26 protein-coding genes are annotated in these 24,092 nt (G+C 68.6%); 19 read left to right on the top strand and 7 right to left on the bottom strand.

Annotated features, from left to right (window positions below; all coding sequences use genetic code 11):
- Positions 1-31 precede the first annotated feature (31 nt).
- The 3 genes from BN3385_RS25455 (at position 32) to BN3385_RS25445 (ending at position 4,009) form a co-directional block, all read left to right on the top strand.
- Positions 32-1,036 carry an NAD-dependent epimerase/dehydratase family protein gene (locus BN3385_RS25455; protein WP_059022416.1) on the top strand — a complete coding sequence of 335 codons (1,005 nt, stop codon included), beginning with the start codon at positions 32-34 and terminating at the stop codon, positions 1,034-1,036.
- Between the two features lie 27 nt (positions 1,037-1,063).
- On the top strand, positions 1,064-1,729 hold the full coding sequence (locus BN3385_RS25450; protein ID WP_059021100.1) for an SIMPL domain-containing protein: 666 nt from the start codon (positions 1,064-1,066) through the stop codon (positions 1,727-1,729).
- Positions 1,730-1,879: 150 nt separating this feature from the next.
- Entirely contained in the window at positions 1,880-4,009 is a 2,130-nt protein-coding gene (locus BN3385_RS25445) for a SpoIIE family protein phosphatase (RefSeq protein WP_059021098.1), read from the top strand.
- Between the two features lie 3 nt (positions 4,010-4,012).
- On the opposite strand, the gene hypB is transcribed toward BN3385_RS25445, so the two are convergent.
- Positions 4,013-4,789 carry a hydrogenase nickel incorporation protein HypB gene (gene hypB / locus BN3385_RS25440; protein ID WP_059021096.1) on the bottom strand — a complete coding sequence of 259 codons (777 nt, stop codon included), beginning with the start codon at positions 4,787-4,789 and terminating at the stop codon, positions 4,013-4,015.
- Positions 4,790-4,813: 24 nt separating this feature from the next.
- Positions 4,814-5,149: a hydrogenase maturation nickel metallochaperone HypA gene (locus tag BN3385_RS25435; protein WP_059021094.1), complete on the bottom strand. Its 336-nt coding sequence runs from the start codon at positions 5,147-5,149 to the stop codon at positions 4,814-4,816.
- Positions 5,150-5,417: 268 nt separating this feature from the next.
- On the opposite strand from BN3385_RS25435, the gene hypF reads away from it, so the two are divergent.
- Genes hypF through BN3385_RS25410 form a run of 5 tightly spaced genes read left to right on the top strand, consistent with a single transcriptional unit; the run spans position 5,418 to position 11,232 of the window.
- Positions 5,418-7,745, top strand: a complete 2,328-nt coding sequence (gene hypF / locus BN3385_RS25430; protein WP_059021093.1) for a carbamoyltransferase HypF — start codon at positions 5,418-5,420, stop codon at positions 7,743-7,745.
- Positions 7,718-7,993: a HypC/HybG/HupF family hydrogenase formation chaperone gene (locus BN3385_RS25425; protein ID WP_059021091.1), complete on the top strand. Its 276-nt coding sequence runs from the start codon at positions 7,718-7,720 to the stop codon at positions 7,991-7,993. Before hypF ends, BN3385_RS25425 begins: the two co-directional genes overlap by 28 nt.
- A complete protein-coding gene (gene hypD / locus BN3385_RS25420) occupies positions 7,990-9,093 on the top strand; it encodes a hydrogenase formation protein HypD (protein ID WP_059021089.1) in 1,104 nt (367 codons plus the stop codon). Before BN3385_RS25425 ends, hypD begins: the two co-directional genes overlap by 4 nt.
- Complete coding sequence (gene hypE / locus BN3385_RS25415; protein ID WP_059021088.1) at positions 9,086-10,156, top strand: hydrogenase expression/formation protein HypE; 1,071 nt, start codon at positions 9,086-9,088, stop codon at positions 10,154-10,156. Before hypD ends, hypE begins: the two co-directional genes overlap by 8 nt.
- A gap of 32 nt (positions 10,157-10,188) precedes the next feature.
- Entirely contained in the window at positions 10,189-11,232 is a 1,044-nt protein-coding gene (locus BN3385_RS25410) for a phosphotransferase family protein (protein ID WP_059022415.1), read from the top strand.
- A 74-nt stretch (positions 11,233-11,306) separates the two neighbouring features.
- On the opposite strand, the gene BN3385_RS25405 is transcribed toward BN3385_RS25410, so the two are convergent.
- Entirely contained in the window at positions 11,307-12,839 is a 1,533-nt protein-coding gene (locus BN3385_RS25405; RefSeq protein WP_059021086.1) for an amino acid permease, read from the bottom strand.
- A 174-nt stretch (positions 12,840-13,013) separates the two neighbouring features.
- On the opposite strand from BN3385_RS25405, the gene BN3385_RS25400 reads away from it, so the two are divergent.
- A complete protein-coding gene (locus tag BN3385_RS25400) occupies positions 13,014-14,063 on the top strand; it encodes a putative nucleotidyltransferase substrate binding domain-containing protein (protein WP_059022414.1) in 1,050 nt (349 codons plus the stop codon).
- A gap of 11 nt (positions 14,064-14,074) precedes the next feature.
- Positions 14,075-14,890, top strand: a complete 816-nt coding sequence (locus tag BN3385_RS25395; RefSeq protein ID WP_059021083.1) for a Fic/DOC family protein — start codon at positions 14,075-14,077, stop codon at positions 14,888-14,890.
- A 30-nt stretch (positions 14,891-14,920) separates the two neighbouring features.
- On the opposite strand, the gene BN3385_RS28765 is transcribed toward BN3385_RS25395, so the two are convergent.
- Entirely contained in the window at positions 14,921-15,058 is a 138-nt protein-coding gene (locus tag BN3385_RS28765) for a DUF8730 family Cys-rich protein (protein WP_197415271.1), read from the bottom strand.
- A gap of 24 nt (positions 15,059-15,082) precedes the next feature.
- Positions 15,083-15,457, bottom strand: a complete 375-nt coding sequence (trxA, locus tag BN3385_RS25390) for a thioredoxin (protein ID WP_059021081.1) — start codon at positions 15,455-15,457, stop codon at positions 15,083-15,085.
- A gap of 97 nt (positions 15,458-15,554) precedes the next feature.
- Here trxA and BN3385_RS25385 point away from each other — a divergent pair, with 97 nt between their 5' ends.
- From BN3385_RS25385 to BN3385_RS25365, 5 genes are all read left to right on the top strand, one after another.
- Positions 15,555-16,136: a rhodanese-like domain-containing protein gene (locus BN3385_RS25385; protein WP_059021079.1), complete on the top strand. Its 582-nt coding sequence runs from the start codon at positions 15,555-15,557 to the stop codon at positions 16,134-16,136.
- A gap of 67 nt (positions 16,137-16,203) precedes the next feature.
- Positions 16,204-16,473: a metal-sensitive transcriptional regulator gene (locus BN3385_RS25380; RefSeq protein WP_059021077.1), complete on the top strand. Its 270-nt coding sequence runs from the start codon at positions 16,204-16,206 to the stop codon at positions 16,471-16,473.
- Positions 16,474-16,510: 37 nt separating this feature from the next.
- Positions 16,511-16,924 (top strand): DUF302 domain-containing protein, encoded by a 414-nt coding sequence (locus BN3385_RS25375; RefSeq protein ID WP_059021075.1) that lies wholly within the window; start codon positions 16,511-16,513, stop codon positions 16,922-16,924.
- Positions 16,914-17,627 carry a response regulator gene (locus BN3385_RS25370; protein ID WP_059021073.1) on the top strand — a complete coding sequence of 238 codons (714 nt, stop codon included), beginning with the start codon at positions 16,914-16,916 and terminating at the stop codon, positions 17,625-17,627. The genes BN3385_RS25375 and BN3385_RS25370 overlap by 11 nt, the downstream gene beginning before the upstream one ends.
- Positions 17,624-18,745, top strand: a complete 1,122-nt coding sequence (locus BN3385_RS25365) for a HAMP domain-containing sensor histidine kinase (RefSeq protein WP_059021071.1) — start codon at positions 17,624-17,626, stop codon at positions 18,743-18,745. Before BN3385_RS25370 ends, BN3385_RS25365 begins: the two co-directional genes overlap by 4 nt.
- Before the next feature lie 8 nt (positions 18,746-18,753).
- Here the strand turns inward: BN3385_RS25365 and BN3385_RS25360 are convergent, their stop codons facing one another.
- Together BN3385_RS25360 and BN3385_RS25355 are read right to left on the bottom strand one after the other, a co-directional pair.
- Complete coding sequence (locus BN3385_RS25360) at positions 18,754-19,446, bottom strand: DUF305 domain-containing protein (RefSeq protein WP_059021069.1); 693 nt, start codon at positions 19,444-19,446, stop codon at positions 18,754-18,756.
- 119 nt (positions 19,447-19,565) lie between these two features.
- Positions 19,566-21,065: an APC family permease gene (locus BN3385_RS25355; RefSeq protein ID WP_059021067.1), complete on the bottom strand. Its 1,500-nt coding sequence runs from the start codon at positions 21,063-21,065 to the stop codon at positions 19,566-19,568.
- Between the two features lie 145 nt (positions 21,066-21,210).
- On the opposite strand from BN3385_RS25355, the gene BN3385_RS25350 reads away from it, so the two are divergent.
- From BN3385_RS25350 to BN3385_RS25340, 4 genes are all read left to right on the top strand, one after another.
- On the top strand, positions 21,211-21,951 hold the full coding sequence (locus BN3385_RS25350) for a FadR/GntR family transcriptional regulator (RefSeq protein WP_059021065.1): 741 nt from the start codon (positions 21,211-21,213) through the stop codon (positions 21,949-21,951).
- A complete protein-coding gene (locus BN3385_RS25345) occupies positions 21,948-22,613 on the top strand; it encodes a cache domain-containing protein (RefSeq protein ID WP_197415270.1) in 666 nt (221 codons plus the stop codon). Before BN3385_RS25350 ends, BN3385_RS25345 begins: the two co-directional genes overlap by 4 nt.
- Positions 22,589-22,771 carry a hypothetical protein gene (locus BN3385_RS28760; RefSeq protein WP_197415269.1) on the top strand — a complete coding sequence of 61 codons (183 nt, stop codon included), beginning with the start codon at positions 22,589-22,591 and terminating at the stop codon, positions 22,769-22,771. Before BN3385_RS25345 ends, BN3385_RS28760 begins: the two co-directional genes overlap by 25 nt.
- Before the next feature lie 109 nt (positions 22,772-22,880).
- Positions 22,881-24,083, top strand: coding sequence for a cytochrome P450 (locus BN3385_RS25340; RefSeq protein WP_059022413.1), 1,203 nt, complete (start codon positions 22,881-22,883; stop codon positions 24,081-24,083).
- Positions 24,084-24,092 lie beyond the last annotated feature (9 nt).

The raw sequence follows: 24,092 nt of genomic DNA, 5'->3' as shown, positions 1-24,092 counted from the left end.
TCTCTGCTGCTCATCGGGCATGCTGCGGGGCATGGCGGGTGCGGACAAGCTGGTGATCGGCGCGAGCGGCTTCCTCGGTTCGCATGTCACACGCCAGCTGGTGGAGCGCGGTGACTCGGTCCGGGTGATGCTGCGGACCACCAGCTCCACGCGGGCGATCGATGACCTGCCGGTTCAGCGTTACTACGGCGACATCTTCGATGACGACGCGCTGCGGTCGGCGATGGCCGGCTGCGACGTCGTCTACTACTGCGTCGTCGACACCCGCGCCTACCTGCGTGACCCGGCCCCGCTCTACCGGACCAACGTCGAGGGACTGCGCCGCGTGCTCGACGCCGCCCTCGCTGCCGATCTGCATCGCTTCGTCTTCACCAGCAGCATCGGCACCATCGGTCTGGGTGCGGGCGGAACCGTCGACGAGGACACCCCGTTCGACTGGGCTTCCGAGGGCGGTGCCTACATCCGATCCCGGGTCCAGGCCGAAGATCTGGTGCTCAGCTACGCCCGGCACAAGGGACTGCCCGCCGTGGCGCTCTGTGTGTCCAATACCTACGGGCCCAGCGACTGGCAGCCCACCCCGCACGGTGCGCTGGTGGCGGCCGCCGCGTTCGGCAAGCTTGGCTTCTACATGGCCGGGATGGCGACCGAGGTGGTGGGTGTGCAGGACGCAGCCGGTGCTCTTCTGCTCGCCGGGGAGCGCGGCCGGGTCGGCGAGCGCTACATCATCTCCGAGCGCTTCCTGCCCTACCGCGAGCTCTATGACACCGCGGCGCAAGCCGCGGGCGTGCCCGGTCCGCGGTGGGGTATCCCCAAGCCGGTCATGCGGGTGGCAGGTCTGATCGGTGGGGCCGCCGCGGTCATCACCGGTCGCGACCTGCAACTCACCCCGACGTCGGTGCGGCTGATGGACATCATGCGCCCGATGGACCACAGCAAGGCGGTTCGTGAACTCGGCTGGCAGCCCCGAGACGTCCACGAGTCGATCCGCGCTGCCGCCGAGTTCTTCCTCCAGCGTCGCCGCGAGCGCGCCCGCTGACCAACCCACCTGCCTAGGGTGGGCGATATGAGCGACGTTGAGATCCATGTGCGCGGCGCGCACTCCGTGACCGTGCCGCCCGAACGCGGGACCGTCCACGTCACGCTGGCGCTGGAAGGTCCTGCGCCCGAGCCGGTGTTTCGCGCGGTGTCCAGCTCGTTGGCCGAGGTCAAGGCGACTCTGGAAGCCCGTCATCATCCCGACCAGGGGCCGGTGACCCGGTACTCGGTCGATCAGGTCCGGATGGGCTCACACCGCCCCTGGCACAAGGACGGCAAGAAGCTGCCGCTGGTGCACTCGGCCTCGGTCACCGTCGAGGCGACCTTCGCCGACTTCGACGCGCTGGCGGCGTGGGTGGCCTCGGCGGCTGGAGTGGAGGGCCTGTCGATCAGTTACCTCGACTGGGAACTGACCGACAGCCGCCGGCTGGCGCTGGAGCGCGCCACCCGCCAGCACGCGGTGCAGGATGCCCGCCGCCGCGCACAGGATTACGCCGACGCCCTGGAGCTCGGGGCGGTGACCGTGCGCAGTGTCAGCGACCCGGGACTGAACCGGCCCGCGCCCGCACCCCGGGCGGCGATGCTCGCCCAGGCCGCACCGCCGGGCGGCGGCGCCGAGGAATTCGCTCTGCGGCCGCAGGATGTGGAGGTCAGCGCGGAAGTCGAGGCCACCTTCGTGGTCGCTGAGAAGTAAACGGCGGCAAGGTCATCCGGCCCGACCGAGTGCTCGACGGCGGTACCGCTGCCGGCTGTCGGGGAGTTCGGCTGCGAGCTTGCTGCCCGGGTGACTAGGCTCGTCGGGTGCTCTCCAGGTGGCGGAGCAGTCGAAGTGGGGTGAACCTGTTTGACCGGCTCTAACCGTCTGGACCGTCTGGGGGCGGCGACGGGTCTGTTCGGTTGGGTCGCTCTGGCCTACATCGTCGGCGCGGTGCTGTCGTGGCAGACCTTCGGTGCCGACATCGGGCCGGCGTTCTTCCCGGCCGCCGGGGTGACGGTCGCGGCCATGCTGCTGACCCGCCGCTCTCAGTGGCCGGTGATCATCGCGGCGATCTTCCTCGCCGAGTTCGCCGTCGATCTGCGCTACAACTTCAGTTGGCTCGCCGCCATCGGCTTCGCCGTCGCCAATACCGTCGAACCACTGGTCGGGGCGACGCTCGTGCGGCGGTGGTGCAAGGGGCCGCCCGATCTGCGACGCCGCGACGACCTGGCTCGGTTCGTGCTGGGCGCGGTCATCCTGGGTCCGCTGGCGGGCGGTCTCATCGGCGGGCTCGTCATCGGACTGCGTGACGGCGCCTGGCGGTTCGCGGCCGTGGTGCACTGGTGGGCGGGTGACGGCATCGGCGTCCTGGTGGTGGCCGCCCCGATTCTGCTGTGGCCCAGGCAATCCCGCGTACTCGCTGCCCGCAAGGTCGAAGCCACCCTGACCTTGCTCGTGACCGCAGGGTTGTCGGTGGTGGCGTTCCTGACCGACCTGCCGCCTGCGCTGTTCCTGCTGCCGGTCCTGGCATGGGCAGCGTTCCGGCTCGACGTCATCGGTGCCGCGCTGGCCGGGTCGGTGCTGGCTTTGACCACGAACTTCATGACCGACGGCGGCTACGGCGCGTTCGCGAACCTCGATCTGGCCCCGGCCGGGCGGTTGGCCGTCGCCCAGGCCTTCATCGCCGTCGTGGTGCTCGTGGCGATGCTGATCGCCCAGGAGGCCGCAGGCCGCATCACCGCGATCCGGCAGCGCCAGGCCGAACGGCGGGAACGGCTCCGGCTGGAGACACTGGCCAGGCTCGGCCAGTTGCTGTCCGGAGCGCTGACCGAGGAGCAGATCGGCGACGCGGTCGAGTCGCAGGTGCTCAACGACGCCGGCGCGTCCGCGGTCCACTTCGGCCTGGTCGAACCGGGCGGCAACCGACTGACCTGGGTCACGATGGCCGGCTACCCGGAGGCCGTCGTCGCCCGATTCGGCCGCGGGGTGTCCCTCGACGAACAGACGGCGGCAGTCGAGGTCGTCCGCACCGGGCAGCCGGTGGTGATCCGCAACCCACTGGAGTACCGGCGCCGCTACGCCGACAACGCGGCCTGGCTGGAAGCCAGCGGTGCGGCCTGCCTGGTGGCCTGGCCGCTGACCGCCGGGGGCAAGGCGATCGGCGCGCTGGTGCTGATCTGGGACACTCCGCAACCCCTGGACACCGCGCAGCTGGCCTACGCCTCGGCGGTCGCCACGATGACCGGTCAGGCCCTGGTGCGGGCCCGGGTCTACGCCGACGAGCATGCCCGGGCCGTCGTGCTGCAGGCGGCGGTGTTGCCGAGCAGCCCGTCGGCGATCGAGGGTATGGACGTGGCGATCAGCTACGAACCCGCCGACGCCGAACAGGGATTGGGCGGCGACTGGTATGACGCGATGGCCCTTCGCGAGGGCCGCACCTACGTGGCGGTCGGCGATGTCGTCGGGCACGGTCTGCCCGCCGTCGAGGATATGGCGCAGTTGCGCAGTGCTGCTCGGGCACTCGCGCTGCAGGGGCTGTCGCCGGCGCGGCTGCTCGCGGAACTCAACACGTTCACCCGCCACGCCAGCCAGGGCAAGTTCGCCACCATGAGCGTGGCGATCTTCGATCCGCGGGACAGGTCGCTGTCCTATGCCTCGGCGGGCCACCCGCCACCGCTGCTGCGCCGGGCTGCCACCGGCGAGGTGGGCCGACTGGCCACCGGCCACGGCCCGGTGCTGGGCCCGGTCGAGGACATCAGCTACGCACAGGGCTACACCAGGCTGGCTGACGGCGACATCGTGGTCATGTACACCGACGGGCTGATCGAGCGGCGCGGCCAGGACATCGAGACCGGGCTGCGCTGGGCCCAGCAGCTCATCGCGCGGTGGTCGGACGACGAACCACTGGCGCAGGCCTGCCAGCGGCTGTCGCAGACCCTGGCGCCGGCGCCTCGCAACGACGACGTGTGCGTGGTCGCGGTGCGTTTCGGCAGCTAGTGCTCAGGTGGCGGCGAACGTGCGCAGCCAGTCGAACCAGGCGGACATGCCCTCGCCGGTGCGAGCGCTCACCGGGAAGATGGTGGCGGTCGGATTCACTTGTCGCACATGGGCGATGTAGGTGTCGACGTCGACGTCCAGATGTGGCACCAGGTCGATCTTGTTGAGCAGCACCACATCGACCGAGCGGAACATCACCGGGTACTTCAGCGGCTTGTCCTCGCCCTCGGTGACCGAATAGACCATCGCCTTGGCGTGCTCGCCGACGTCGAACTCCGCCGGGCACACCAGGTTCCCGACGTTCTCGATGATCACCAGGTCCAGTGCCGGCAGGTCCAGGCCCTGCAATGCACGGTTGACCATGGGGGCGTCCAGGTGGCACTCGCCACCGAAGCCGTTGTTGGTGTTCAGCAGTGAGATCTGCGCACCCCGGCCGCCGAGCCGCGCGGCATCGATATCGGTGGCGATGTCACCTTCGATGATGCCGACGGCCAGGTCTGCGGCCAGTTCGTCGAGGGTGGCCGCGAGCACCGTGGTCTTGCCCGAGCCCGGTGAGCTCATCAGGTTGAGCGCGCGGATGCCGTTGCTCTCGAACGCCGAGCGGTTGATATCGGCGCGGGTGTCGTTCTCGGCGAAGATCGACTCGAGCACCTCGATGCGCTCAGATCCGGTGTCATAGCCGCTGTGATCACCGTGGTCGTGGTCGTGGTCGTGGTCGTGGTCGTGGTCGTGGTCGTGCGAATGCGCGGTGCCGTCGTCGTGACGGTGAAATCGACCCATGGTCAGGACCTTTCGCTGCTGTGGTCAGGACACGTCGAGGGAGGTCACCAGGAACTCGTTGCCCCGGACCACCTCGACATCGGCGCTATTGCACTGCGGGCAGCTGACCGACCAGCGCGAGGTGATCTCGGACTGACGGTCACATCCGCGGCAGTGCACCGCGGCGGTGACGAACTCCAAGTCCAGTTCGGCTCCCGGCATGCTCTCGTGCTCACGGACCATGCTCCAGCAGAACGTCAGCGACTCGGGGACGACCTGGCGCAGCGCGCCGATCTGGACGTGGACGACGTCGATGCGCCGGTCCTTGGCGTACGGCCTGACCACCCCGGCGATCGCCTGGCACAACGACAACTCATGCACCGTCGCGCCCCATGCCTGTCACCCCATTCGCCCCTGATCGTGCAGGCCTGCACCCTACGTCCGGCACGGCTCGGGACGCGGGTGTTTCAGGGCGGAAAAACGCAGAGTTTCGGTGCGAAATTGTGATTGTGGTCATAGGGGTGCCGGACTAGCGTGGACGGCATCTACCCGCGCGGACAGCCCACCGACGCGGGTTGTCGTATCGCTGCGGAGGTTCATGAGCACCTTTCTACCCCTGCGGCCGGCCGGCTGAGGTTCAGGAGACCCGATGACCGTCCGGGTGCGCCTCGACATCACCGGCGTGGTGCAGGGCGTCGGATTTCGCCCTGCCGTCGCGCGGATCGCGGCCGAGTACGCGCTGAGTGGCTTCGTCTACAACGACGCCGGGTCGGTGCATGCCGAACTCGAGGGTGTGCGCGATGATGTGGCAGCGGCCATCGAGGCCATCCAGCACCGCGCGCCGGCGATGGCACGAATCGACACGATCCGGTCCGAATCACTGAACATTCAGGGCGGCAACGGGTTTTGCATTATCGACAGCCAATCCGGGGACGAGTCGCGGACCCTGGTCCCGCCCGATATCGCGATCTGCGCGGACTGCCTGACCGAACTGCGCGACCCGGCTGACCGCCGGCACGGCCACCCCTTCATCACCTGCACCAACTGCGGGCCGCGCTACACCGTAATCACCGATCTGCCCTACGACCGGCCGCTGACCACGATGGCAGGGTTCCCGATGTGCCCGGCGTGTGCCGCGGAGTACGACGACCCGGCCGACCGGCGCTTCCACGCCCAGACCATCGCGTGCCCGGACTGCGGGCCACAGCTGGTGTTCCAGCAGGCGGGCACCACCTGTGGCGAGGACCCGATCGGGGCGGCGGCGGCGGCCCTGTGGGCCGGGGCGATCGTCGCCGTCAAGGGGATCGGCGGCTACCACCTGGCCTGCCGTGCCGACGACGCCACCGTCGTCGCCGAACTGCGCAGCCGCAAGAACCGGCCGGCCAAACCACTGGCCGTCATGGTGGCGGATCTGACGGCCGCCGCCGTCGTCGGGCACCTCGACGATGCCGCGGTGGCCGCACTCAGCTCGCCGGCCGCCCCCATCGTGCTGGTGCCGCGCCGCGCGGGTGCGCTTGCCGACGAGGTGGCCCCCGGACTGGGCGAACTCGGGGTGATGCTGGCCTACTCGCCGGTGCACCACCTGCTGTTCGACCGACTCGGCCGCCTGCCGCTGGTGATGACCTCGGCCAACCAGGGCGGATCGCCGATCGTGTTCCGCGATGCCGACCTGTCCTGGATCGACGGCCTGGCCGATGCGGTGCTCACCCACGACCGGCCCATCCACGTGCCCTGCGAAGACTCGGTGATCACCCTCGACGACCAGGGCCACCAGCTGCCGTTGCGCCGCTCCCGCGGTTACGCGCCGCTGCCGGTATCCGTGCCCGAGCCCCGGCCCGATCGGGTTCTGCTGGCCACCGGCGGAGACCTGAAGACGACGTTCTGCCTGATGGGCCCGGACGGGCACGCCCACATGTCATCGCACCTCGGCGACATGGCCGACCCGCGCACCCAGGCCTGCTTCGAGGCGGCCCTGGAGCACCTGGCCTTCATGACCGACCGCCGGCCCGAGGTGATCGTGCACGACCTGCACCCCGGCTACGCCACCACCGCCTGGGCCCGGCGGTACGCCGCCGGCCGGCCCGCGATCGCGGTCCAGCACCACCACGCACACGCGGCGTCGCTGCTCGCCGAACACGGGCGCCTGGGCACCCCCATCCTCGCGGTCACCTACGACGGCACCGGCTACGGCACCGACGGCACCATCTGGGGCGGCGAACTGCTGGCCGTCACCGATCCCGCCCACTTCACCCGGGTGGGCCACCTTGCACCGTTCGCGCTGCCGGGCGGGGATGGTGCGGCCCGCCAGCCGGCCCGGATCGCCCTGGACCTGCTCAGCCGGGCGGGTCTGCCGTGGGCCACCGAGCTGCCGGCGGTCGCGGCACTCGACGAGACGGCGCGCCACATCCTGGGCCAGCAGATCCCGCGCGGCCTCGGCTGCGTGACCACCACCAGCATGGGCCGGCTCTTCGATGCGGTGGCCAGCCTGCTCGGTGTCTGCCAGCAGGTCACCTATGAGGGGCAGGCCGCCGTCGAACTCGAACACCTGGCCCGATCGGGTAGCCCGGCGGCACTCGACTTCGCCGTGACCGACGGCGTGCTGGATCCCGCGCCCGTGATCGCCGGCATCGTTCACGGATTGCAGGCCGGGACACCCGTGGCCGATCTGGCAGCCGGATTCCACCACGCGGTGATCCGGGCGACGGCCGATGCGGCCACTGCGTGTGCCCGCGCGGCCGGTATCCCAGTGATCGGACTGACCGGTGGCGTCTTCGCCAACCGCATTCTGCTGCAAGGGCTTCGGCGCGCGCTCACCGAGCGTGGCTTCGAGGTCCTCAGCCATCGAATCGTCCCTTGTAACGACGGCGGTCTGGCACTCGGCCAGGCTGCTATCGCCGCCGCAATGCTGCGCAGCGCGGGCTCGGCGGCAGTACCGGAAAGGAATGGCGTATGTGCCTCGGAATCCCCGGCAAAGTGATCGAGATCTGGGAAGAGGCGGGCACCCGGATGTCCACCGTCGACTTCGGTGGTACCACCAAGACGGTGTGCCTGGCCTACCTGCCGGACATGGAGATCGGTGAATACACCATCGTCCATGCGGGTTTCGCGATCACCCGGCTTGATGAAGCGTCGGCCAACGAGACGCTGAAGATGTTCGAAGACCTCGGCATCCTGGAAGAGGAGCTCAGCGGCGCCGAGGGGCAGGGCAGGAGGGAACCGGCATGAAGTACCTCGACGAGTTCCGCGATCCGGTCGCGGCCAAGGCTCTGGTGGACGCCATCCGCCGGCGCGCCACCCGCACCTGGACGATCATGGAAGTCTGTGGCGGACAAACGCATTCGATCATCCGCAACGGTATCGACCAGCTGCTCGAAGGCGCAGTCGAATTCATTCACGGCCCGGGCTGCCCGGTATGCGTCACACCGCTGGAGATGATCGACCGCGCGCTGGAGATCGCCTCCCGCGACGATGTCATCTTCTGTTCGTTCGGCGACATGCTGCGGGTGCCCGGCAGCCACCAGGACCTGTTCAGTGTGCGTGCCCGCGGCGGTGACGTCCGCATCGTCTACTCGCCGCTGGACGCCACCCGGGTGGCCGCCGAGAACCCCGACAAAGAGGTGGTGTTCTTCGGGGTCGGCTTCGAGACCACCGCACCGGCCAATGCGATGTCGGTACTGCACGCCCAGCGTCTGGGGTTGACGAACTTCTCCGTGCTGATCTCCCACGTCCTGGTTCCGCCGGCGATGGCGGCGATCCTCAGCTCGCCGACCAACCGGGTCCAGGGTTTCCTGGCGGCCGGGCATGTGTGCACCGTGATGGGCACCTCGGAGTACGGCCTGCTGGTCGAGAAGTACGGCGTGCCGATCGTGGTCACCGGGTTCGAACCGCTCGACCTGCTCGAGGGGGTGCGCCAGGCGGTCGACCTGCTGGAGTCCGGGAAGGCCGAACTGCGCAACGCCTACCCACGCGCGGTCAGCGCCGAGGGCAACGTCGTGGCGCAGCAAGCGCTGGCCGACGTGTTCGCGGTGACCGACCGGCAGTGGCGCGGTATCGGCATGATTCCGCAATCCGGCTGGGCGTTGTCACCGCGGTACGCGCAGTTCGACGCCGAACGCAAGTTCGGGGTGGGCCATCTGACGGTCGCGGAGTCGGCCGACTGCCATGCGGGTGAGGTGCTGCAAGGTCTGCTCAAACCCAATCAATGCCCGGCGTTCGGGACCACCTGCACCCCACGCACCCCGCTGGGCGCCACCATGGTGTCCAGCGAAGGCGCCTGTGCGGCCTACTACCAGTTCCGGCGGTTGGAGACCTCTGCCCATGTCTGAACCGGTGGGTATCGATCCGTCGGACTGGGTGTGCCCGCTGCCGCTGCGTGAGACCAAGCGCATCGTGTTGGGCCACGGCGGCGGCGGCATCCTGTCCGAGGAACTGATCGAGAACCTTTTCCTGCCGGCGTTCGGTTCCGCCGGCGGTCCGGCCCGCGACTCGGCGCTGCTCGACGTCGCCGGCGGGCGCATCGCGCTGACCACCGACTCCTACGTGGTCAACCCGCTGTTCTTCCCGGGCGGCAACATCGGCGACCTCGCCGTCAACGGCACCATCAACGACCTCGCTATGAGCGGAGCGCAACCGCTGGGCCTGACCGCCGGATTCATCATCGAGGAGGGCCTGGAACTCGAGGTGCTGGGTGCGATCGCCCAGACCATGGGCAAGGCGGCGGCCGAGGCACAGGTCGGAATCGTCACCGGGGACACCAAGGTGGTCGGAAAAGGCGGAGCCGACGGGCTTTTCGTCAACACCGCCGGGGTCGGCGTGGTGCCCGACGGAGTCCGGATCGGACCCGATCAGGTGCGCCCCGGTGACCACGTGATCGTCTCGGGCAATCTCGGCGAGCACGGTGTGGCGATCATGAGCGTGCGCGAGGGCATCGACTTCGGCACCACCGTGACCACCGACAGCGCGCCGCTGCACCGGCTGGTGGCCGCGATGCTGGCCGCTGTCGAGGACCCGAATGTGGTTCACACCCTGCGTGATCCGACCCGTGGCGGACTGGTGGCCTCGGCGGTGGAGATCGCCCGATCCTCGGGTGTCGGCGTCGAACTCGACGAGCACCGGATCCCGGTGCCCGAAACGGTGTCCTCGGCGTGCAGCTTCCTGGGCCTGGATCCGCTGCAGGTCGCCAACGAAGGCAAGCTGGTCGCCTTCGTCGACCCCGCGCACAGCGAGGCGGTGCTGGCGGCCATGCGGGCACGCCCGGAGGGTGCGGGTGCGGTGATCATCGGCCGCGCCGTCGAGGAGCACCCCGGCATGGTGGTGGGGCGCACCGCGTTCGGCACCACCCGGGTGATCGAACGCGAACTGGGCGAACAACTTCCGCGGATCTGCTGACGGTGGCCAATACCGCTGACCGGGCCGCCGAGGTGCCCGGGACTCTCGACGGCGCCGCGCTGGCGGCACTGACCGCGTGGGTGCGCGGGCAGGGCATCGGAGCGTCGGTCTCCGATGTCGAACCCCTGGCCGGCGGTACTCAGAATGTGGTGGTGCGGCTTCGCCTCGACGGGCGCCCGCTGGTGTTGCGTCGGCCGCCGCCGCACCCCCGAGCCAACAGCAACCGCACCATGCAGCGCGAGATCGCGGTGCTGCAGACCCTGTCCGGCAGCGCCGCGCCGCACCCCGAGTTCGTCGCCGCCTGCGAGGATCTCGACGTCCTCGGCGTCGTCTTCTACCTGATGGAGGACGTCGACGGATTCAACCCGGCCACCGAGGTGGCCCCGGCGTACGCGGCCGATCCGGCGCTGCGCCACCAGGTCAGCCTGAACTACGCCGCCGCGCTGGCAGAACTGCACCGCGCGCCGTGGCGTGGCCGTCCGCTCGAGCAGTTGCAGCGGCCGGGTTCTTTTCTGCAGCGCCAGGTTCCGAACTTCCTCGGGTTGCTGGAGAGCTACCGCCACGACCGCTACCGTCCCGAGACCCTCGAGGTGACGCGGCTGGCGCAGTGGCTCGACGAGCACCGGCCGCCCGACGCCGAGCCGGGAATCATGCACGGCGACGCCCACCTGAACAACACGCTGCTGCGCCGGGAGGTGCCGCAGGTGGCGGCCTTCGTGGACTGGGAGATGTGCACCGTCGGGGACCCGCTGCTGGACCTCGGCTGGATCCTGGTGTGCTGGCCGCACGACCCGGACCCGATCAACGCCGGCCGCGAACTGGCCGCCCTGGGCGGGTTACCCCAGCGCAGTGAACTCGTCACCGCCTACGCCGAGGCGGGCGGTCGGCCCACCGAACACCTCGACTGGTACGTGGCGATGGCGTGTTTCAAGCTCGCCATCGTCATCGAAGGTACCTATTCGCGGTATCTGGCCGGCCAGGCCCACCGGGAAGCCGGTGAGCGCCTGCATGATTCGGCGACCCGGCTGATCGGCCTGGGGGAGCGGGTCACGGCCGGCGACAATCCCTTTACCTGAACGCCGAGTGTGCGGTGTCGTACGCGACTCGCCGTCGCTGCCGTACGACACCGCACACTCGCGGAGCCAGACCCCTACTTCTTCTTGCCGACCAGGGCGTCCACCGGGTCGGGTGCACCCTCGCGGTCTTTGACCACTCGGTAGGCGACATAGCCGACCACCAGCGTCGCGGCGGTGAAGATCAGCGCGAAGTACTGCAGGAACAGCGAGTCACCGGCCGGGTTGTAGACCTCTTGGCGGGGCCAGCCGATATTGATCACCAACAGTCCGCCCATCACCACGGCGATCAGGTTCACCGGGATGCCCCACTTACCCAGATCCATCACCGGCGGACCGTAGGACAGGCTGGTGCCGCGCAACCGGTGGATCAGTGCGGGAACGGTCACCATCAGGTAGGCCAGGTAGACGATCACGACCGACACCGAGGCGATCGCGGCGAACACACTGGACTGACCGAGGTTGACCAGCAGCACCAGGATGGCCAGTAGGCTGACCGCGATACCCGTGATCACCGGGGTGCCGGTGCGCTTGTTGACCTTGGCCAGGAACGTGCCGAACGGCAGCCGATTGTCGCGGGCCATCGAGAACATCACCCGGGACGCCGAGGCCTGGATGGCCAGCGTGGCGGAGAAGATCGCGACGGCGACCAGTGCGAGCAGCGTCTTGCCCAGCCAGGTGTCGAGCTGGCTTTCGATCACCCAGGCCATGCCGCCGTGGGCCAGGTCGTCGCCCAGTACCGGTGCCGACATCAGGGCGGCCAGGATCATCAGTCCACCGCCCACGAAGGACACCAGCAGCGCGTTGACGATCGCCTTGGGGGCGGTGCGGCGGGGATCCTTGGTCTCCTCGGAAAGCTCTGCGGCGCTGTCGAATCCGTACATCACGTAGGCGGCCATGAGCATCGAGGCCAGGAATGCGGGCAGGTAGCTGATCCCGCTGCCGTGGCCGCCGGTGTCGAGCACCGCCTGGGCCGGGTTGCGCTCGGCGGTGAAGAACATCGCCGCGATGATGAGCACGACGCCGATGATCTCGATGGTCACGCCGGTGACGGTGATACGGGCCATGAACTTCACCCCCGCCGCACTGATGATGGTGCACAGCACGATGGTGATCGCGCCGAGGATGATGCCGTTGGTGGCGCCGTCGACCGACAGCGGATCCATGTCGGTGCCGACGATCTGGAAGCCGCTCCAGATCGGCGGCAGGACGGTCTGCATCGCGATCGCCAGCGCGGCGATGGACACGATGTAGCCGATCAGCATGAACCAGCCGGCGAACCAGCCCACCGCGTTGCCGGCCAGCCGTCGCGACCACTGGTAGATCGCGCCGGCCACCGGGAACTTGCCGGACAGTTCGGCGAACACCAGACACACGCAGAACTGGCAGACGAACACGATCGGCCAGGTGAAGAAGAACGCCGGGCCGCCGAGCGCGAAGCCCAGCGGGAAGAAGGCGAATACAGTGGTCAGGATCGAGACGAACGAGAAGCCCGAGGCGAAGGCGGCGTAGCCGCCGATCCCGCGGTGCAGTTCCTGGGTATAGCCCAGTTCGGAGAGTGTCTCGGCGTCCTCCTGGGACGAGATCGCCGGATCGAAGGTGGCGGTCATGTGGCGGTGCTCCTGTGATCGGGGGCAGCCGGATCGCCGTTGACCCGGGGCTAATAACTGTCGTGTGACAGAAATTTAGGTCGGAAGTTTGTCGGGGCCGTTTCGGCGACATCACATCTGCGTGACCAGTCCAAGGTCACCCGGGCAGCGGCCAAGCAGGCAAGAATCATGCTCATGCCCGCCGAATCGGAGTCCAGCCGCGGCATCGTCGCGACCGTCGCCGACATCGAGGCCGCCGGTGACGAGGCCGCCCTGTGCGCGGCGGTCAAACGCGCCCAGCAGGTTGTCGCTGCCGAACTCGGCCGTCACATGCCCACGCTGGCGCTGGCCGCCGGCTGGTCGGAGGCGATGCGCAGCACGGTCGCGACGGCGGCCCGGCTGGTCGCGACCGCTGCCGAAGGCCCAGAACCGCGCTGGACGTGGTTCGTCTCCGGCAGCGTCGGCCGCGGGGAAGCCGTCCCCGGATCCGATGTCGAGACGCTGGTCGCGCTGGCCGACGACGTCGACGACGACGGCAAGACCCATGCGCTGACGCTGGCCGCCGAGGTGCACGCACTGCTTGAGTCCTGCGGCCTGCGACTCGACGACAACGGCGTGCTGGCCAGCCGGCTGCGATTCTGCCGGCGCGATGTGAGCTGGGCCGAGGGCATCGAGCGGTGGGCCGCCGAACCCGAACTCGACCGTGGGGTGGTGATGCTCGGCCTGCTGGCCGATGCCTGGAGCGTCACCGAGACCGAACGGCACGAGCGGCTACGTCCGCACGCGATCGCCGCGGCCCGCCGTCACCCGATCGCCCGCAAGTCGATGCTGCAGGACGCCACCTGGGTGCGGGCCTCGATCCCGTCGCGGTTGCGGATCTTCGCCACCCAGGTGGACCGGGCCGATCTCAAGGCCGCGGTGATCGACCCGATCGTGAAGATCGCCCGCTGGGGTGCGCTGTCGGCAGGGTCGGATGCACTGACGACCATGGAACGCCTGAACGACGCGGCGGCCGCCTCAGTCCTGGACACCGACGACGCCTCGAGCCTGCGGGATTGCTACGTGGCGCTGTCGCGTATCCGCTGGCGTCTGCGCACCGAGCCCTGGTTGGCCGGCCGGCAGGTCGACGATGTCGTGTCGATGGCGGAACTGGCTCCGCAGGAACGCGCCACGCTGCGCACGGTGGCCCGCGAGGTCAGCGGTATCCGGCGCAAGCTGAACTTCCTGTCCTCGATACCGCAGTAATCGGCGGCCGGATGGACCCCCGCGATCGGCTGTCGCCGCAGCTTCGCCACGGCCTGCAGCAGGCGGTGGCCGCTCAGCGCCTGGAGGGCTGGCGTCCCGGCGAGCACCACCTCGCCACGCTCACCGAGTTGATGGCGGGGGAGCGGACGTTCGCCGACTACCTCGCCGAGCACCGGGTGCGGCACCCGCCGCCCCAGCCGGCCCGGCGGCAGTTGCTTCGTCGCCGGCGTCCGTACCTGATCCCGGGCACCACGATGTTGCGCAATAACTTCGGCACCGACTCGGCCGAGGTCCTGGCCGATCTGGAGTTCGTCGCCACTGCCGGACGCACTGCCCAGTGGCATCAGCACCTCGCTGCCGGTGCGGCCGGCACGGAAGACCTCGACGTGTGCGCGCTGCATCAGCAGGTCTTCGCCGACGTCTACGCCTGGGCCGGCCGGTTGCGGGTCACCGAGTTGCGTCGTGGCGAGACGGTGTTCGCCTGGCAGGCCGACCTGGCCGATGCCGTCGCCGAACTCGATGCGCGGGCCCGGGACGTGCCTGCCGATCTCGACCCGGCCGACACCGCCCGGCTGGCCTACGAATGCGCCCGCTGGTACGCCGACTACAACCAGGTGCACCCGTTCCGGGAGGGCAACGGCCGCACCGGCACGCTGCTGCTGCACACCTTGGCCGCGCTGTGCGGTCATCGCCTCGACCTGTCGACGGTCGGCCGCAACCAGTGGTATGCCGCGTCACGGGACAGCATGCCGTTCCGGCGCGGGGGGACGGCCAATCATCGGCCGTTCCTGCCGGTGTTCCTGCACGCGCTGTCGGCGGCCGAATAGCGCCGCGCGACAGCCTGTTTCAGCTCCTGCCTAGTGGTGAGCCGGTTCCTTGGCGTCGCACGTGCACCACTGGGCGGGCGGGACGGAACTCTTGACGTCGGCGACGTGTTCGCCGCAGCCGGCCCAGGTGGTCTTGTGGCAACTCGGGCATTCAACGGGATAGCACATGATCACTCCTCGTGTGTCTGAAGGCTAGGCGTGGGCGGTGTCTTTGCGCGCGGCAATGGTCGCACGAACCTCGTCCATGTCGAGATCCTTGATCTTGGTGATCAACTCCTCCAGGACGGGTGCCGGCATGGCGCCGGGCTGGCTGTAGACCAGGATGCCGTCGCGGAACGCCATGACGGTCGGGATCGAGCGGATCTGCAGCGCGACCGCGAGTTCTTGCTCGGCTTCGGTGTTGACCTTGGCGTGCACGACGTCGGGATGGGCGGCTGCGGAGCGGTCGAAGACGGGTGCGAAGGCGCGGCACGGGCCGCACCACGACGCCCAGAAGTCGACGATGACGATCGGCTTGCTGGTGATCGTCGATTCGAAGTCGTCGAAGGTCAGGTTCACGGTGCTCATGATGTGGTCCTTTCGGTAGCAGTTATATACCCCTGTGGGTATTGATATCATGAACGCAATATACCCCATAGGGTATTCCTCCAACGAAAGGTGACCGATGTCCTCGCCGATGAACGCGGCCGCACTGCACAGTCTGATCAGCGCCGGCGCCGCGCCCCGCATGCTCGATGTCCGGACTCCGGGTGAGTTCGAGACGGTGCACATCGCCGGTTCCTACAACGTGCCCCTGGATCTGTTGCGGGAACACCGCGACGAGATCCGGGCCCACCTCGCCGATGAGGTGGTTCTGGTCTGTCGGTCCGGGCAGCGTGCCGAACAGGCCGAGCAGACCCTTCGGGCAGCAGGTCTGGCCAACGTTCACATCCTCGACGGGGGGATGAACTCCTGGCAGGCCGGCGGGTTTCCGGTGAACCGGGGCGCCCAGCGGTGGGAGCTGGAGCGACAGGTTCGATTCGTGGCCGGCCTCATCGTGGCAGTGAGCGTGCTGGTCGCCATGGTCATTCCCGGCTTCCAGTGGGTGGCGTTCGTCATGGGTGCCGGCCTGGCCGTCGCCGCGGCCACCAACACCTGTCTGATGGGCATGATGCTGGCCCGCCTGCCCTACAACCGGGGGCCGCGATGCGATCCCCGGAGCGTCGTCGCCCAGCTGGTCGCCGCCCCGCCCGGCGCGCGGGCATGAATCGCTGATCCGTGCGGTTATACCCCTGCGGGTACGCTTGGACGTACAGAACCTCAGGAGGGTTGTCATGGTCGGAGATGAAGACGCCATCGCAGCAGTGCTCAATCGACTGCGCAGGGCGCAGGGTCAGCTCTCGGGTGTGATCTCGATGATCGAGCAGGGGCGCGACTGCAAGGACGTCGTCACCCAGCTCGCCGCGGTGTCGCGGGCACTCGACCGGGCCGGCTTCAAAATCGTCGCCACCGGCCTGCGCGAATGCGTCAGCGGAAGCGCGGCCGACGGTGGAACCCCGATGAACGAAGCCGAGCTGGAGAAGCTGTTCCTCGCATTGGCCTGATTCGACCGGCCTGATTCGACTCAAGGGGGAGTGACACATGGGTATCGCACTGTCGACCACCGTCCGGGGGTCGTTCGACGACGCCGTGGCACGCACGCGGGAGGCGCTGGCAGCCGAGGGCTTCGGGGTGCTGACCGAGATCGACATGAAGGCCACGCTGAGCAAGAAGCTCGGTGAGGCCGCTGGTAACGAGCTCGGCGACTACCTCATCCTGGGCGCCTGTAACCCGCCGCTGGCACATCGCGCCGTCGGGATCGACCGCCAGATCGGGCTGCTGCTGCCCTGCAATGTCGTGGTGCGGGCCGACCCGGACCACGAGGGATCGGTCGTCGTCGAAGCCATGAATCCGCAGTTGCTCGTCGAGGTCACCGGCGAGCCGGAACTGCGCGCGGTCGCCGATGAGGTGGGTGCCAAACTGCAGTCGGCGATCGACTCGCTCGGTGACGATTAGAACCACCGACGCACACCGGGCGCTCGTCGTCGACGACGAGACCGCCCTGGCCGACATCGTCGCCGACTATCTGCAGCGCGAACACTTCGAGGTCGCCTCGGCCGCCGACGGGCTCGACGCACTGCGACTGGCCCGGGAGACCGACCCGGATGTGGTGATCCTGGATCTCAGCCTGCCGGGACTCGACGGTCTGGAGGTCTGCCGGCAGCTGCGGACGTTCTCCGACGCCTATGTGGTGATGCTGACCGCGCGGGACACCGAGGTGGACACCATCGTCGGCTTGTCGGTGGGTGCCGACGATTACATGACCAAACCGTTCAGCCCCCGGGAACTTGTCGCCCGCGTCCAGGCGATGCTGCGCAGGCCGCGGACCACCAACGGGGCGGCTGTCGAGCCGCCGCCGCGGGTGTTCGGCGATCTGCGTCTCGATATCGCCGGCCGGGAGGTGTGGGTCGGGGATCAGCCGATCACGCTCACGCGCACCGAGTTCGACGTGCTGGCCGCCTTGTCGGCCCGCCCCGGCCTGGTGTTCACCCGCCGGCAGCTTCTCGAGGCCGTCTGGGGTGACAACTGGGTCGGCAACGATCACCTCATCGACGTCCACATCGGCCACCTGCGCCGGAAACTGGGCGACGATCCCGCCAATCCTCGGTACGTGCTGACCGTGCGTGGCGTCGGCTACCGGATGGGCAGCGGGCGATGAGCCGCTCGCGGGGACTCGGCAGCCGACTACTGCTGGCCCAGGTGCTGGTGGTGATCGCCGGTGCGGTGACGACCGCGGTGGTCGCGATGGTGGTGGGGCCGCCACTGTTTCGCGAACACCTTCATCGCGCCGGCGTGCCGACCGATTCCCACGAGCAATTCCACGCCGAGCAGGCCTACACCTACGCCACCGCGATCTCGGTCGCCGTCGCCGTCTTTGCCGCGGCGCTCACGGCGCTGGTGGTCACCTGGTACGTCAGCCGCCGGCTGCGCCGATCGCTGGCCGAGGTCTCGGCGGCGGCGACCCGCATCGCCGACGGGCGGTTTGACGTCACGGTGTCGCCGCCGCACCTCGGTGCCGATTTCGACTCGCTGGCAGCAGCTTTCAACGCGATGGCGTCGCGGCTCGAAGCCGTCGAGGGCACCCGGCGACAGCTTCTCGGCGACCTCGCCCACGAGATCAGAACCCCCGTCGCGGTACTCGAGGCCTATCTCGAAGCGGTGGAAGACGGTGTCAAAACTGTTGATGCCGAATCGATTTCCGTCATGCGCGATCAGGCGCGGCGGCTGGTGAGGTTGGCCGAGGATGTCAACGCGCTGGCGCAAGCCGAGGAGGCCAGGACGATCTCGCGCGGCTGGGTCGACGCCGAAACCTTCGTGAGCAGGGCCTTGATCGCGGTAGCCGATCGCGCCGCCGCCAGCGGTATCAGCCTGCACTCGAGCGTGTCTGCTGATGCCAGATTGCTGTGGATCGACGCCGACCGGCTGGGCCAGGTGGTGGGCAACCTGCTCGACAACGCGCTGCGGCACACTGCGGCCGGTGGACGCGTCGACGTGACGGTCGGCGCCGCCGAGGGCTCGACGGTGATCACGGTGGCCGACACCGGGGAAGGCATCCCGGCCGAGCATCTACCGCACCTGTTCGAACGCTTCTACCGGGTGGATCCCGCTCGGGGCCGGGCCCAGGGCGGCAGTGGCATCGGCCTGGCCATCGCGAAAGCTCTTGTGGAGGCCCACGACGGCCGCATCACCGTCCGCAGCGGCGGCGTGGGCGCGGGCACCGTGTTCACCATCGAACTGCCGCTGGTACCCGCGCCCGTCGCCACGGTCAACGCGTAATCCGGCTCCTACAAGGAGGCCAGAATCTTGTTCATCTCGTCGATCTCCTTCTGCTGACTCTCGGCGATCGACTTCGCCAGCGCAATGGTGGCCGGGTACTGGCCCGCGCCGATCTCCCGCTGCGCCATGATGATTGCGCCCTGATGATGCTGGATCATCTGGGTCAGGAACAACCGGCTCGCGGCCGGGCCCTGAGCGTCGCGCAGGGCAGCCATATCGGCTTCGGACATCATGCCCATCCCGGCACCCATGTCACCCATATCGCCCATGTCGTGGCCAGGCATCCCGGGCATGCCGGTCATCCCGCCATGGCCGGGCATATCGTCCATCCCGCCGCCGGGCGTCATCGGCATCGCCGGGACTCCCCACTGCGACAGCCAGCCCTGCATCTGCTGGATCTCGGGACCCTGAGCGGCCTTGATCTGCTGGGCCAGGGCTGTCACCCGTGGATCGATGCCCTGCCTGCCCAGGATGTCGTCGCTCATCTCGATGGCTTGCTGGTGGTGCGGGATCATGTGCTGGGTGAACATCACGTCGGCGTTGTTGTGCGCCGCGGTGTTCGGTGCCGCTGTCGTCGAACTCGCCGCCGGGGCGGCCGAAGCCGGCGGGGTGCTGGCGGTCTTGGTCGCGCCACCGCAGGCGGTCAGCGTGATCAGTGCCGCCACGGCCGCGCCGGCCACGGCCACAGAACGGGTGTTCATCGAATGCGTCCTCTCCGTCAGTGCGCGCGGCGGGGTGCCGCGCGTCCTGTCATCGAGGGTTGCCGCCGCTGCTGCGGCTTTCGCTAGACGTTCGATGAAGTTTCGATAAAGGCGCTCACCTAGCTGGGGATGGCGTCGGCGTAGGGGGCGGTGCTGCGGTCGTGCAGCGGATGTACGGCCATGTAGATCAGGCCGATCCCGACGACGATGGCCGCCGACAGGGCCACGATCCAGTTGTCGTACCACGGTGCGTCCGGGGTGCGCGGCCACGCCATGTTGACCATGGCCGTCACGCCGTAGATAAGCGCCGCGACGTTGACGGCCAGCCCCCACTTGCCCAGGGTGTATTTGCCGCTGGGCACCCAGCCCTTGAGCCGGGCGCGCAGGGCGGCCAGCACCACCATCTGGAACGCCAGGTAGATGCCGAACGCCGCGAAGCTGATGATCTTGGTGATCGCGTCGGTGGAGAATTTCGAGCCGACCACGATCACCGCCGGGACCAGCGCGGCCAGCAGCAGCGCATACGGCGGAACGTGGCGGCTGGCGGAGAACTTCTTGAGCAGCGAGCTGCCCATGATCATGCCGTCGCGGCCGTAGGAGTAGGCCAACCGGCTCGCCGCCGCCTGCAGGCTCATCGCGCAGGACAGGAACGAGATCAGCACGATCAGCAGGACGATGCGCGCGCCGCCGGTGCCGAAGGCCTCGTTGAGCACGGTGCTCACCGGGTCGGCGTCCTCGCCGGCGATCACGGCCGGAATGTCGGTGACGGCAAGAACCAGGGCCAGACAGACGAAGGTGGCCGCCGCGCCGCCGACATAGATGGTGCGGCGCATGGCCTTGGGGATCAGACCGCCCGGGTTGGGCACCTCCTCGGCGACGTCGCCACAGGCCTCGAATCCGTAGTACTGGTAGATGCCGATCAACGCTGCCGCGGCGAACGCCCACAGGTAGTTGCCGTCGCCGCCGGCGCCGAACCGGTCGAAGATGATGCCGAGATTGTGCTCGCGGTGCGCGATCAGCAGCCAGCCGCCGACCACAAGTGCTCCGATGATCTCGGCGGTGAAGCCGATAATCGCAGCGGTGGCAAGCACTTTCGTGCCCATGAAGTTGATGACAGTCGCCACCGCGAGCAGGACAAGGGCGAACAGGATGGTGTTGTTCACCGTGACCTCGGCGCCGAAAGCCGCTGCGACGTAAGGGCCGGCACCGTAGACGACCGACGCGATCGTCACCAGGAGCGCGACCATATAGACCCAGCCCGTCATCCAGGCGTACCGGCGGCCCCACAGTCGGCGGGCCCATGGGTACACCCCGCCGGCCACCGGGAACTGGGCCACGATCTCGCTGAAGATCAGCGCCACCAGCAGCTGGCCCACGCCGACGATCAGGAAGCTCCAGATCATCGGCGGCCCGCCGGTCGCCAGGGCATAGGCGAACAGCGTGTCGACCCCGACGACGGGGGACAGGTAGGTGAAGCCCAGCGAGAAGTTGGCCCACGGGCTCATATCCCGCTTGAACTCCGACTGGTAGCCCAGCGCGTGCAGATGGCGAACGTCGTCTTCCTCGTGGAATCCGTAGTAGCCGTCGTCGGGCGGAGTGGGCGTGCTGGATGTGGTCATGTGACTGCCTTCCTCCATAGGGCCGGGCGTGGCCAAAAACTACAGAACTATTGTTTATGCGGCAACAGGAACGGCGGAATTCGTCGAAAATCAGGTAAGTTGCCGACCACGGGCCCATCGTGGGGCGTGCGCTGAGGAGGGGCCGATGTCATCGCTGTCGCCGCTCGTCGCGCCGGAAACCCCGGTCAGTAGGGCCGACGAGATCGTGCAGCGGATCACCGAGGCGATTCATCTGGGCCTGCTCGACGACGGCGAGCGGCTGCCCGTCGAGGTCGACCTGGCTGCGCAGTTCGGGGTGGCTCCGATGACCGTGCGCGAGGCGCTGGCGACACTGCGCGATCAGCAGTTGGTCGAAACCCGGCGCGGGCGTAGCGGCGGCTCGTTCGTGCGGCGCCCCGAAGGCCCGCCGGTCGACCAACTCACCGCCCGGCTGGCCGCGATGAGCGCCTCCGACCTTCGCGATCTGTTCGACGAGCACACCGCGATCGCGGGTCAGGCGGCCAAGCTGGCCGCCGAGCGGGCGGCCTCCTATACGGTGCGTCGGCTTTTTGCCCTGACCGATCAGCTCGGGTCGGCGGCCACACTGGGTGACCGCATCCGCGCCGACAGCCGGTTCCACATCCAGGTCGCGGTGGCCTCGCAGTCCGCCCGGCTCGCCCGCCGTGAGGCGAACCTGCAGGCCGAGGTGGCCGGATTGATCTGGCTGCCAATCGGCCCGCCGGTCGATGTGGCCGCCCACGTCGAACAGCAACACGACATCGCCGCGGCGGTGGCCTCGGAGAATCCCACCGAGGCGCGGCGGCTTGCTGAAGACCATGTGATGGGTCAGCTGGCCCGTTTGACCAGGATCAATCTCGAGCTGTCGACCGAGGGGGCGGTCCGATGACCGACGCGCGGGCCAGCGACCTGGCTACACGGGCCTCCGATGCGCTGGAACCCATCTATGACCTGCTGGGCCGGGTCGCCGCGGAGGTACTGCGCAGCAGGCCGGCCCGCGCGGCCCTGACCGAGTCGCACTTCAGCGGTCTGCAGCGCCTGCTCGCCGATCTGCTCACCCACGAGCACGGGATCTGGGGGATGGGGTTTGTGGCCGCGCCGTTCGTGGTCGACGGTCGCGAGCGCTACATGGCCTGGTGGCAGCGCAACCATGAGCGGGTGGCGCGGCTGCGCCTGAACTTCGACCCCACCAGCATCGACGTCTACGACTATCTCCAGATGGACTGGTACCAGCTGGCCCAGCGCGGCCAGGCGCGGGTGGCCTACGGCCCCTACGTGGACTACAGCGGATCGGACCTCTACACGATCACCGCGACCATCCCGGTGGTGGCCGATGGGGCGTTCCTCGGGGTGGCCGGCGCCGACCTGTCCGTCGGGGACGTCGAGCGCGCCCTCATCGAGGTGTTGCGCCAGACCCCGCAGGACGCCGTCGTGGTCAACACCGAACGGCGGGCGCCGACCTGTCCGTCGGGGACGTCGAGCGCGCCCTCATCGAGGTGTTGCGCCAGACCCCGCAGGACGCCGTCGTGGTCAACACCGAACGGCGGGTGATCGCCGCCAACACGCCGCGCTGGATCGTCGGGTCGCTGCTGCCGTCGATGCCGCAGGCCGGCCCGGCCGCCGATCCGGCGGCCTTTCGTGACGTCGCGGAGATGCCGTTGGGCACCGAGTGGCTGCTGGCCATCGCCTGGCCCGACTCCGCAGTCTGAAAACTTCACGTTACGACCGTGAGCACTTTGTGTTTCCCCATTGACATGAAGCCTCTACTTCTAGAGTATTTAGTGACGGTTTGATGCCCCGCTGCTGAAGGTGATCTGCATGTCGTCTGCTGCTCTCGACCCGGTGCCCGCCTTCGACGTTGCCGACCCGTCGTTCTCCATCACCTCCGAAGCCGTGCACCAGGCCCGTGAGCGCAGCTGGTACGCGACCACGCCCTACGGCATCGCGGTGCTGCGCTACGAGCAGATGAACAAGTTGTTGAAGAGCAGACAGCTGCGGCAGGGGTCGGTGGCCTGGCCGGCCCACAACGGCGTCACCGAAGGACCGTTCGCCCGGTGGTGGTCGAGCTGGCTGCTCAACAAGGAGGGCGAGGAGCACCGGCGGCTGCGCCGGTTGATGACCCCGGCTTTCTCCCAGCAGCTCATCGTCAGCCTCGTCCCCCGATTTCAGGCGCTGGCAAGCGAACTCGTCGACAACTTCGCCGAACCGGACCGCTGTGAGTTCGTCAGCGAGTTCGCCGAGCCCTACTCGGCCCGGGTCATCGCGATCATGCTCGGACTTCCCGAATCGGAGTGGGAGGTCATCGCCACCGAATCCGCGACGCTGGGCCTGGCCATGGGGGTGACCCTCAAGCAGGATCTCCCCAAGATCGAGGACGCGCTGGCCCGCCTGTACGCGTATTGCGACGCGGCAGTGGCCGAGCGCCGGGCCCATCCGCGCGATGACTTCGTCACCGCTCTGGTCAACGCCTCCTCGCCCGAGGAGGGTCGGCTCAGCGATGATGAATTACGAGATGGCCTGGTGCTGTTGATCTTCGGCGGCTTCGACACCACCCGCAACCAGCTCGGCCTGGCCATGCAGACGTTCCTTGCCCACCCCGACCAGTGGCAGCTGCTGGCCCAGCGCCCCGAACTGGGGGCCAAGGCCGTCGAGGAGGTGATGCGGCTCAACCCCACCACCCGCTGGGTGACCCGCGAGGTCATCGAGGACTTCGAGTACGAGGGGGTGCTGTTGAAGGCCGGAACCACCGTGCATCTCTACGCCGAATCGGCGGGCACCGACCCCCGGGTCTTCGCGCCGGGCTTCGACCTCACCGCAGACCGCAAGCCGCACTTCGGTTTCGGTGGCGGGGTGCACTACTGCCTCGGGCATTTCGTGGCCCGCGCCGACATGAGCGAGGCGCTGCCGCTGCTGGCCCGCCGGATGCGCGACCCGCACGAGTTGCCGGGTGCCAGCTGGCTGCCGGACTCCGGCAACACCGGGCCCAACACGCTTCCCATCGGGTTCACCCCCGGCTCCTGACCACCCGAT

The sequence above is a fragment of the Mycobacterium sp. M26 genome (genome assembly GCF_001494595.1).
Lineage (GTDB): Bacteria > Actinomycetota > Actinomycetes > Mycobacteriales > Mycobacteriaceae > Mycobacterium.
The sequence above is the reverse complement of the archived record's forward strand: the minus strand, read 5'-3'. Positions and strand labels throughout refer to the sequence as shown.

What these genes read in the sequence shown, in the direction of transcription:
- BN3385_RS25455 (WP_059022416.1), top strand. Translation starts at nt 32, where the DNA reads ATGGCGGGTGCGGACAAGCTGGTGATCGGCGCGAGCGGCTTCCTCGGT.
- BN3385_RS25450 (WP_059021100.1), top strand. Translation starts at nt 1,064, where the DNA reads ATGAGCGACGTTGAGATCCATGTGCGCGGCGCGCACTCCGTGACCGTG.
- hypB (WP_059021096.1), bottom strand. Translation starts at nt 4,789, where the DNA reads ATGGGTCGATTTCACCGTCACGACGACGGCACCGCGCATTCGCACGAC.
- hypF (WP_059021093.1), top strand. Translation starts at nt 5,418, where the DNA reads ATGACCGTCCGGGTGCGCCTCGACATCACCGGCGTGGTGCAGGGCGTC.
- BN3385_RS25425 (WP_059021091.1), top strand. Translation starts at nt 7,718, where the DNA reads ATGTGCCTCGGAATCCCCGGCAAAGTGATCGAGATCTGGGAAGAGGCG.
- hypD (WP_059021089.1), top strand. Translation starts at nt 7,990, where the DNA reads ATGAAGTACCTCGACGAGTTCCGCGATCCGGTCGCGGCCAAGGCTCTG.
- hypE (WP_059021088.1), top strand. Translation starts at nt 9,086, where the DNA reads ATGTCTGAACCGGTGGGTATCGATCCGTCGGACTGGGTGTGCCCGCTG.
- BN3385_RS25405 (WP_059021086.1), bottom strand. Translation starts at nt 12,839, where the DNA reads ATGACCGCCACCTTCGATCCGGCGATCTCGTCCCAGGAGGACGCCGAG.
- BN3385_RS25400 (WP_059022414.1), top strand. Translation starts at nt 13,014, where the DNA reads ATGCCCGCCGAATCGGAGTCCAGCCGCGGCATCGTCGCGACCGTCGCC.
- BN3385_RS25395 (WP_059021083.1), top strand. Translation starts at nt 14,075, where the DNA reads ATGGACCCCCGCGATCGGCTGTCGCCGCAGCTTCGCCACGGCCTGCAG.
- BN3385_RS28765 (WP_197415271.1), bottom strand. Translation starts at nt 15,058, where the DNA reads ATGTGCTATCCCGTTGAATGCCCGAGTTGCCACAAGACCACCTGGGCC.
- trxA (WP_059021081.1), bottom strand. Translation starts at nt 15,457, where the DNA reads ATGAGCACCGTGAACCTGACCTTCGACGACTTCGAATCGACGATCACC.
- BN3385_RS25385 (WP_059021079.1), top strand. Translation starts at nt 15,555, where the DNA reads ATGTCCTCGCCGATGAACGCGGCCGCACTGCACAGTCTGATCAGCGCC.
- BN3385_RS25380 (WP_059021077.1), top strand. Translation starts at nt 16,204, where the DNA reads ATGGTCGGAGATGAAGACGCCATCGCAGCAGTGCTCAATCGACTGCGC.
- BN3385_RS25375 (WP_059021075.1), top strand. Translation starts at nt 16,511, where the DNA reads ATGGGTATCGCACTGTCGACCACCGTCCGGGGGTCGTTCGACGACGCC.
- BN3385_RS25365 (WP_059021071.1), top strand. Translation starts at nt 17,624, where the DNA reads ATGAGCCGCTCGCGGGGACTCGGCAGCCGACTACTGCTGGCCCAGGTG.
- BN3385_RS25360 (WP_059021069.1), bottom strand. Translation starts at nt 19,446, where the DNA reads ATGAACACCCGTTCTGTGGCCGTGGCCGGCGCGGCCGTGGCGGCACTG.
- BN3385_RS25355 (WP_059021067.1), bottom strand. Translation starts at nt 21,065, where the DNA reads ATGACCACATCCAGCACGCCCACTCCGCCCGACGACGGCTACTACGGA.
- BN3385_RS25350 (WP_059021065.1), top strand. Translation starts at nt 21,211, where the DNA reads ATGTCATCGCTGTCGCCGCTCGTCGCGCCGGAAACCCCGGTCAGTAGG.
- BN3385_RS25345 (WP_197415270.1), top strand. Translation starts at nt 21,948, where the DNA reads ATGACCGACGCGCGGGCCAGCGACCTGGCTACACGGGCCTCCGATGCG.
- BN3385_RS25340 (WP_059022413.1), top strand. Translation starts at nt 22,881, where the DNA reads ATGTCGTCTGCTGCTCTCGACCCGGTGCCCGCCTTCGACGTTGCCGAC.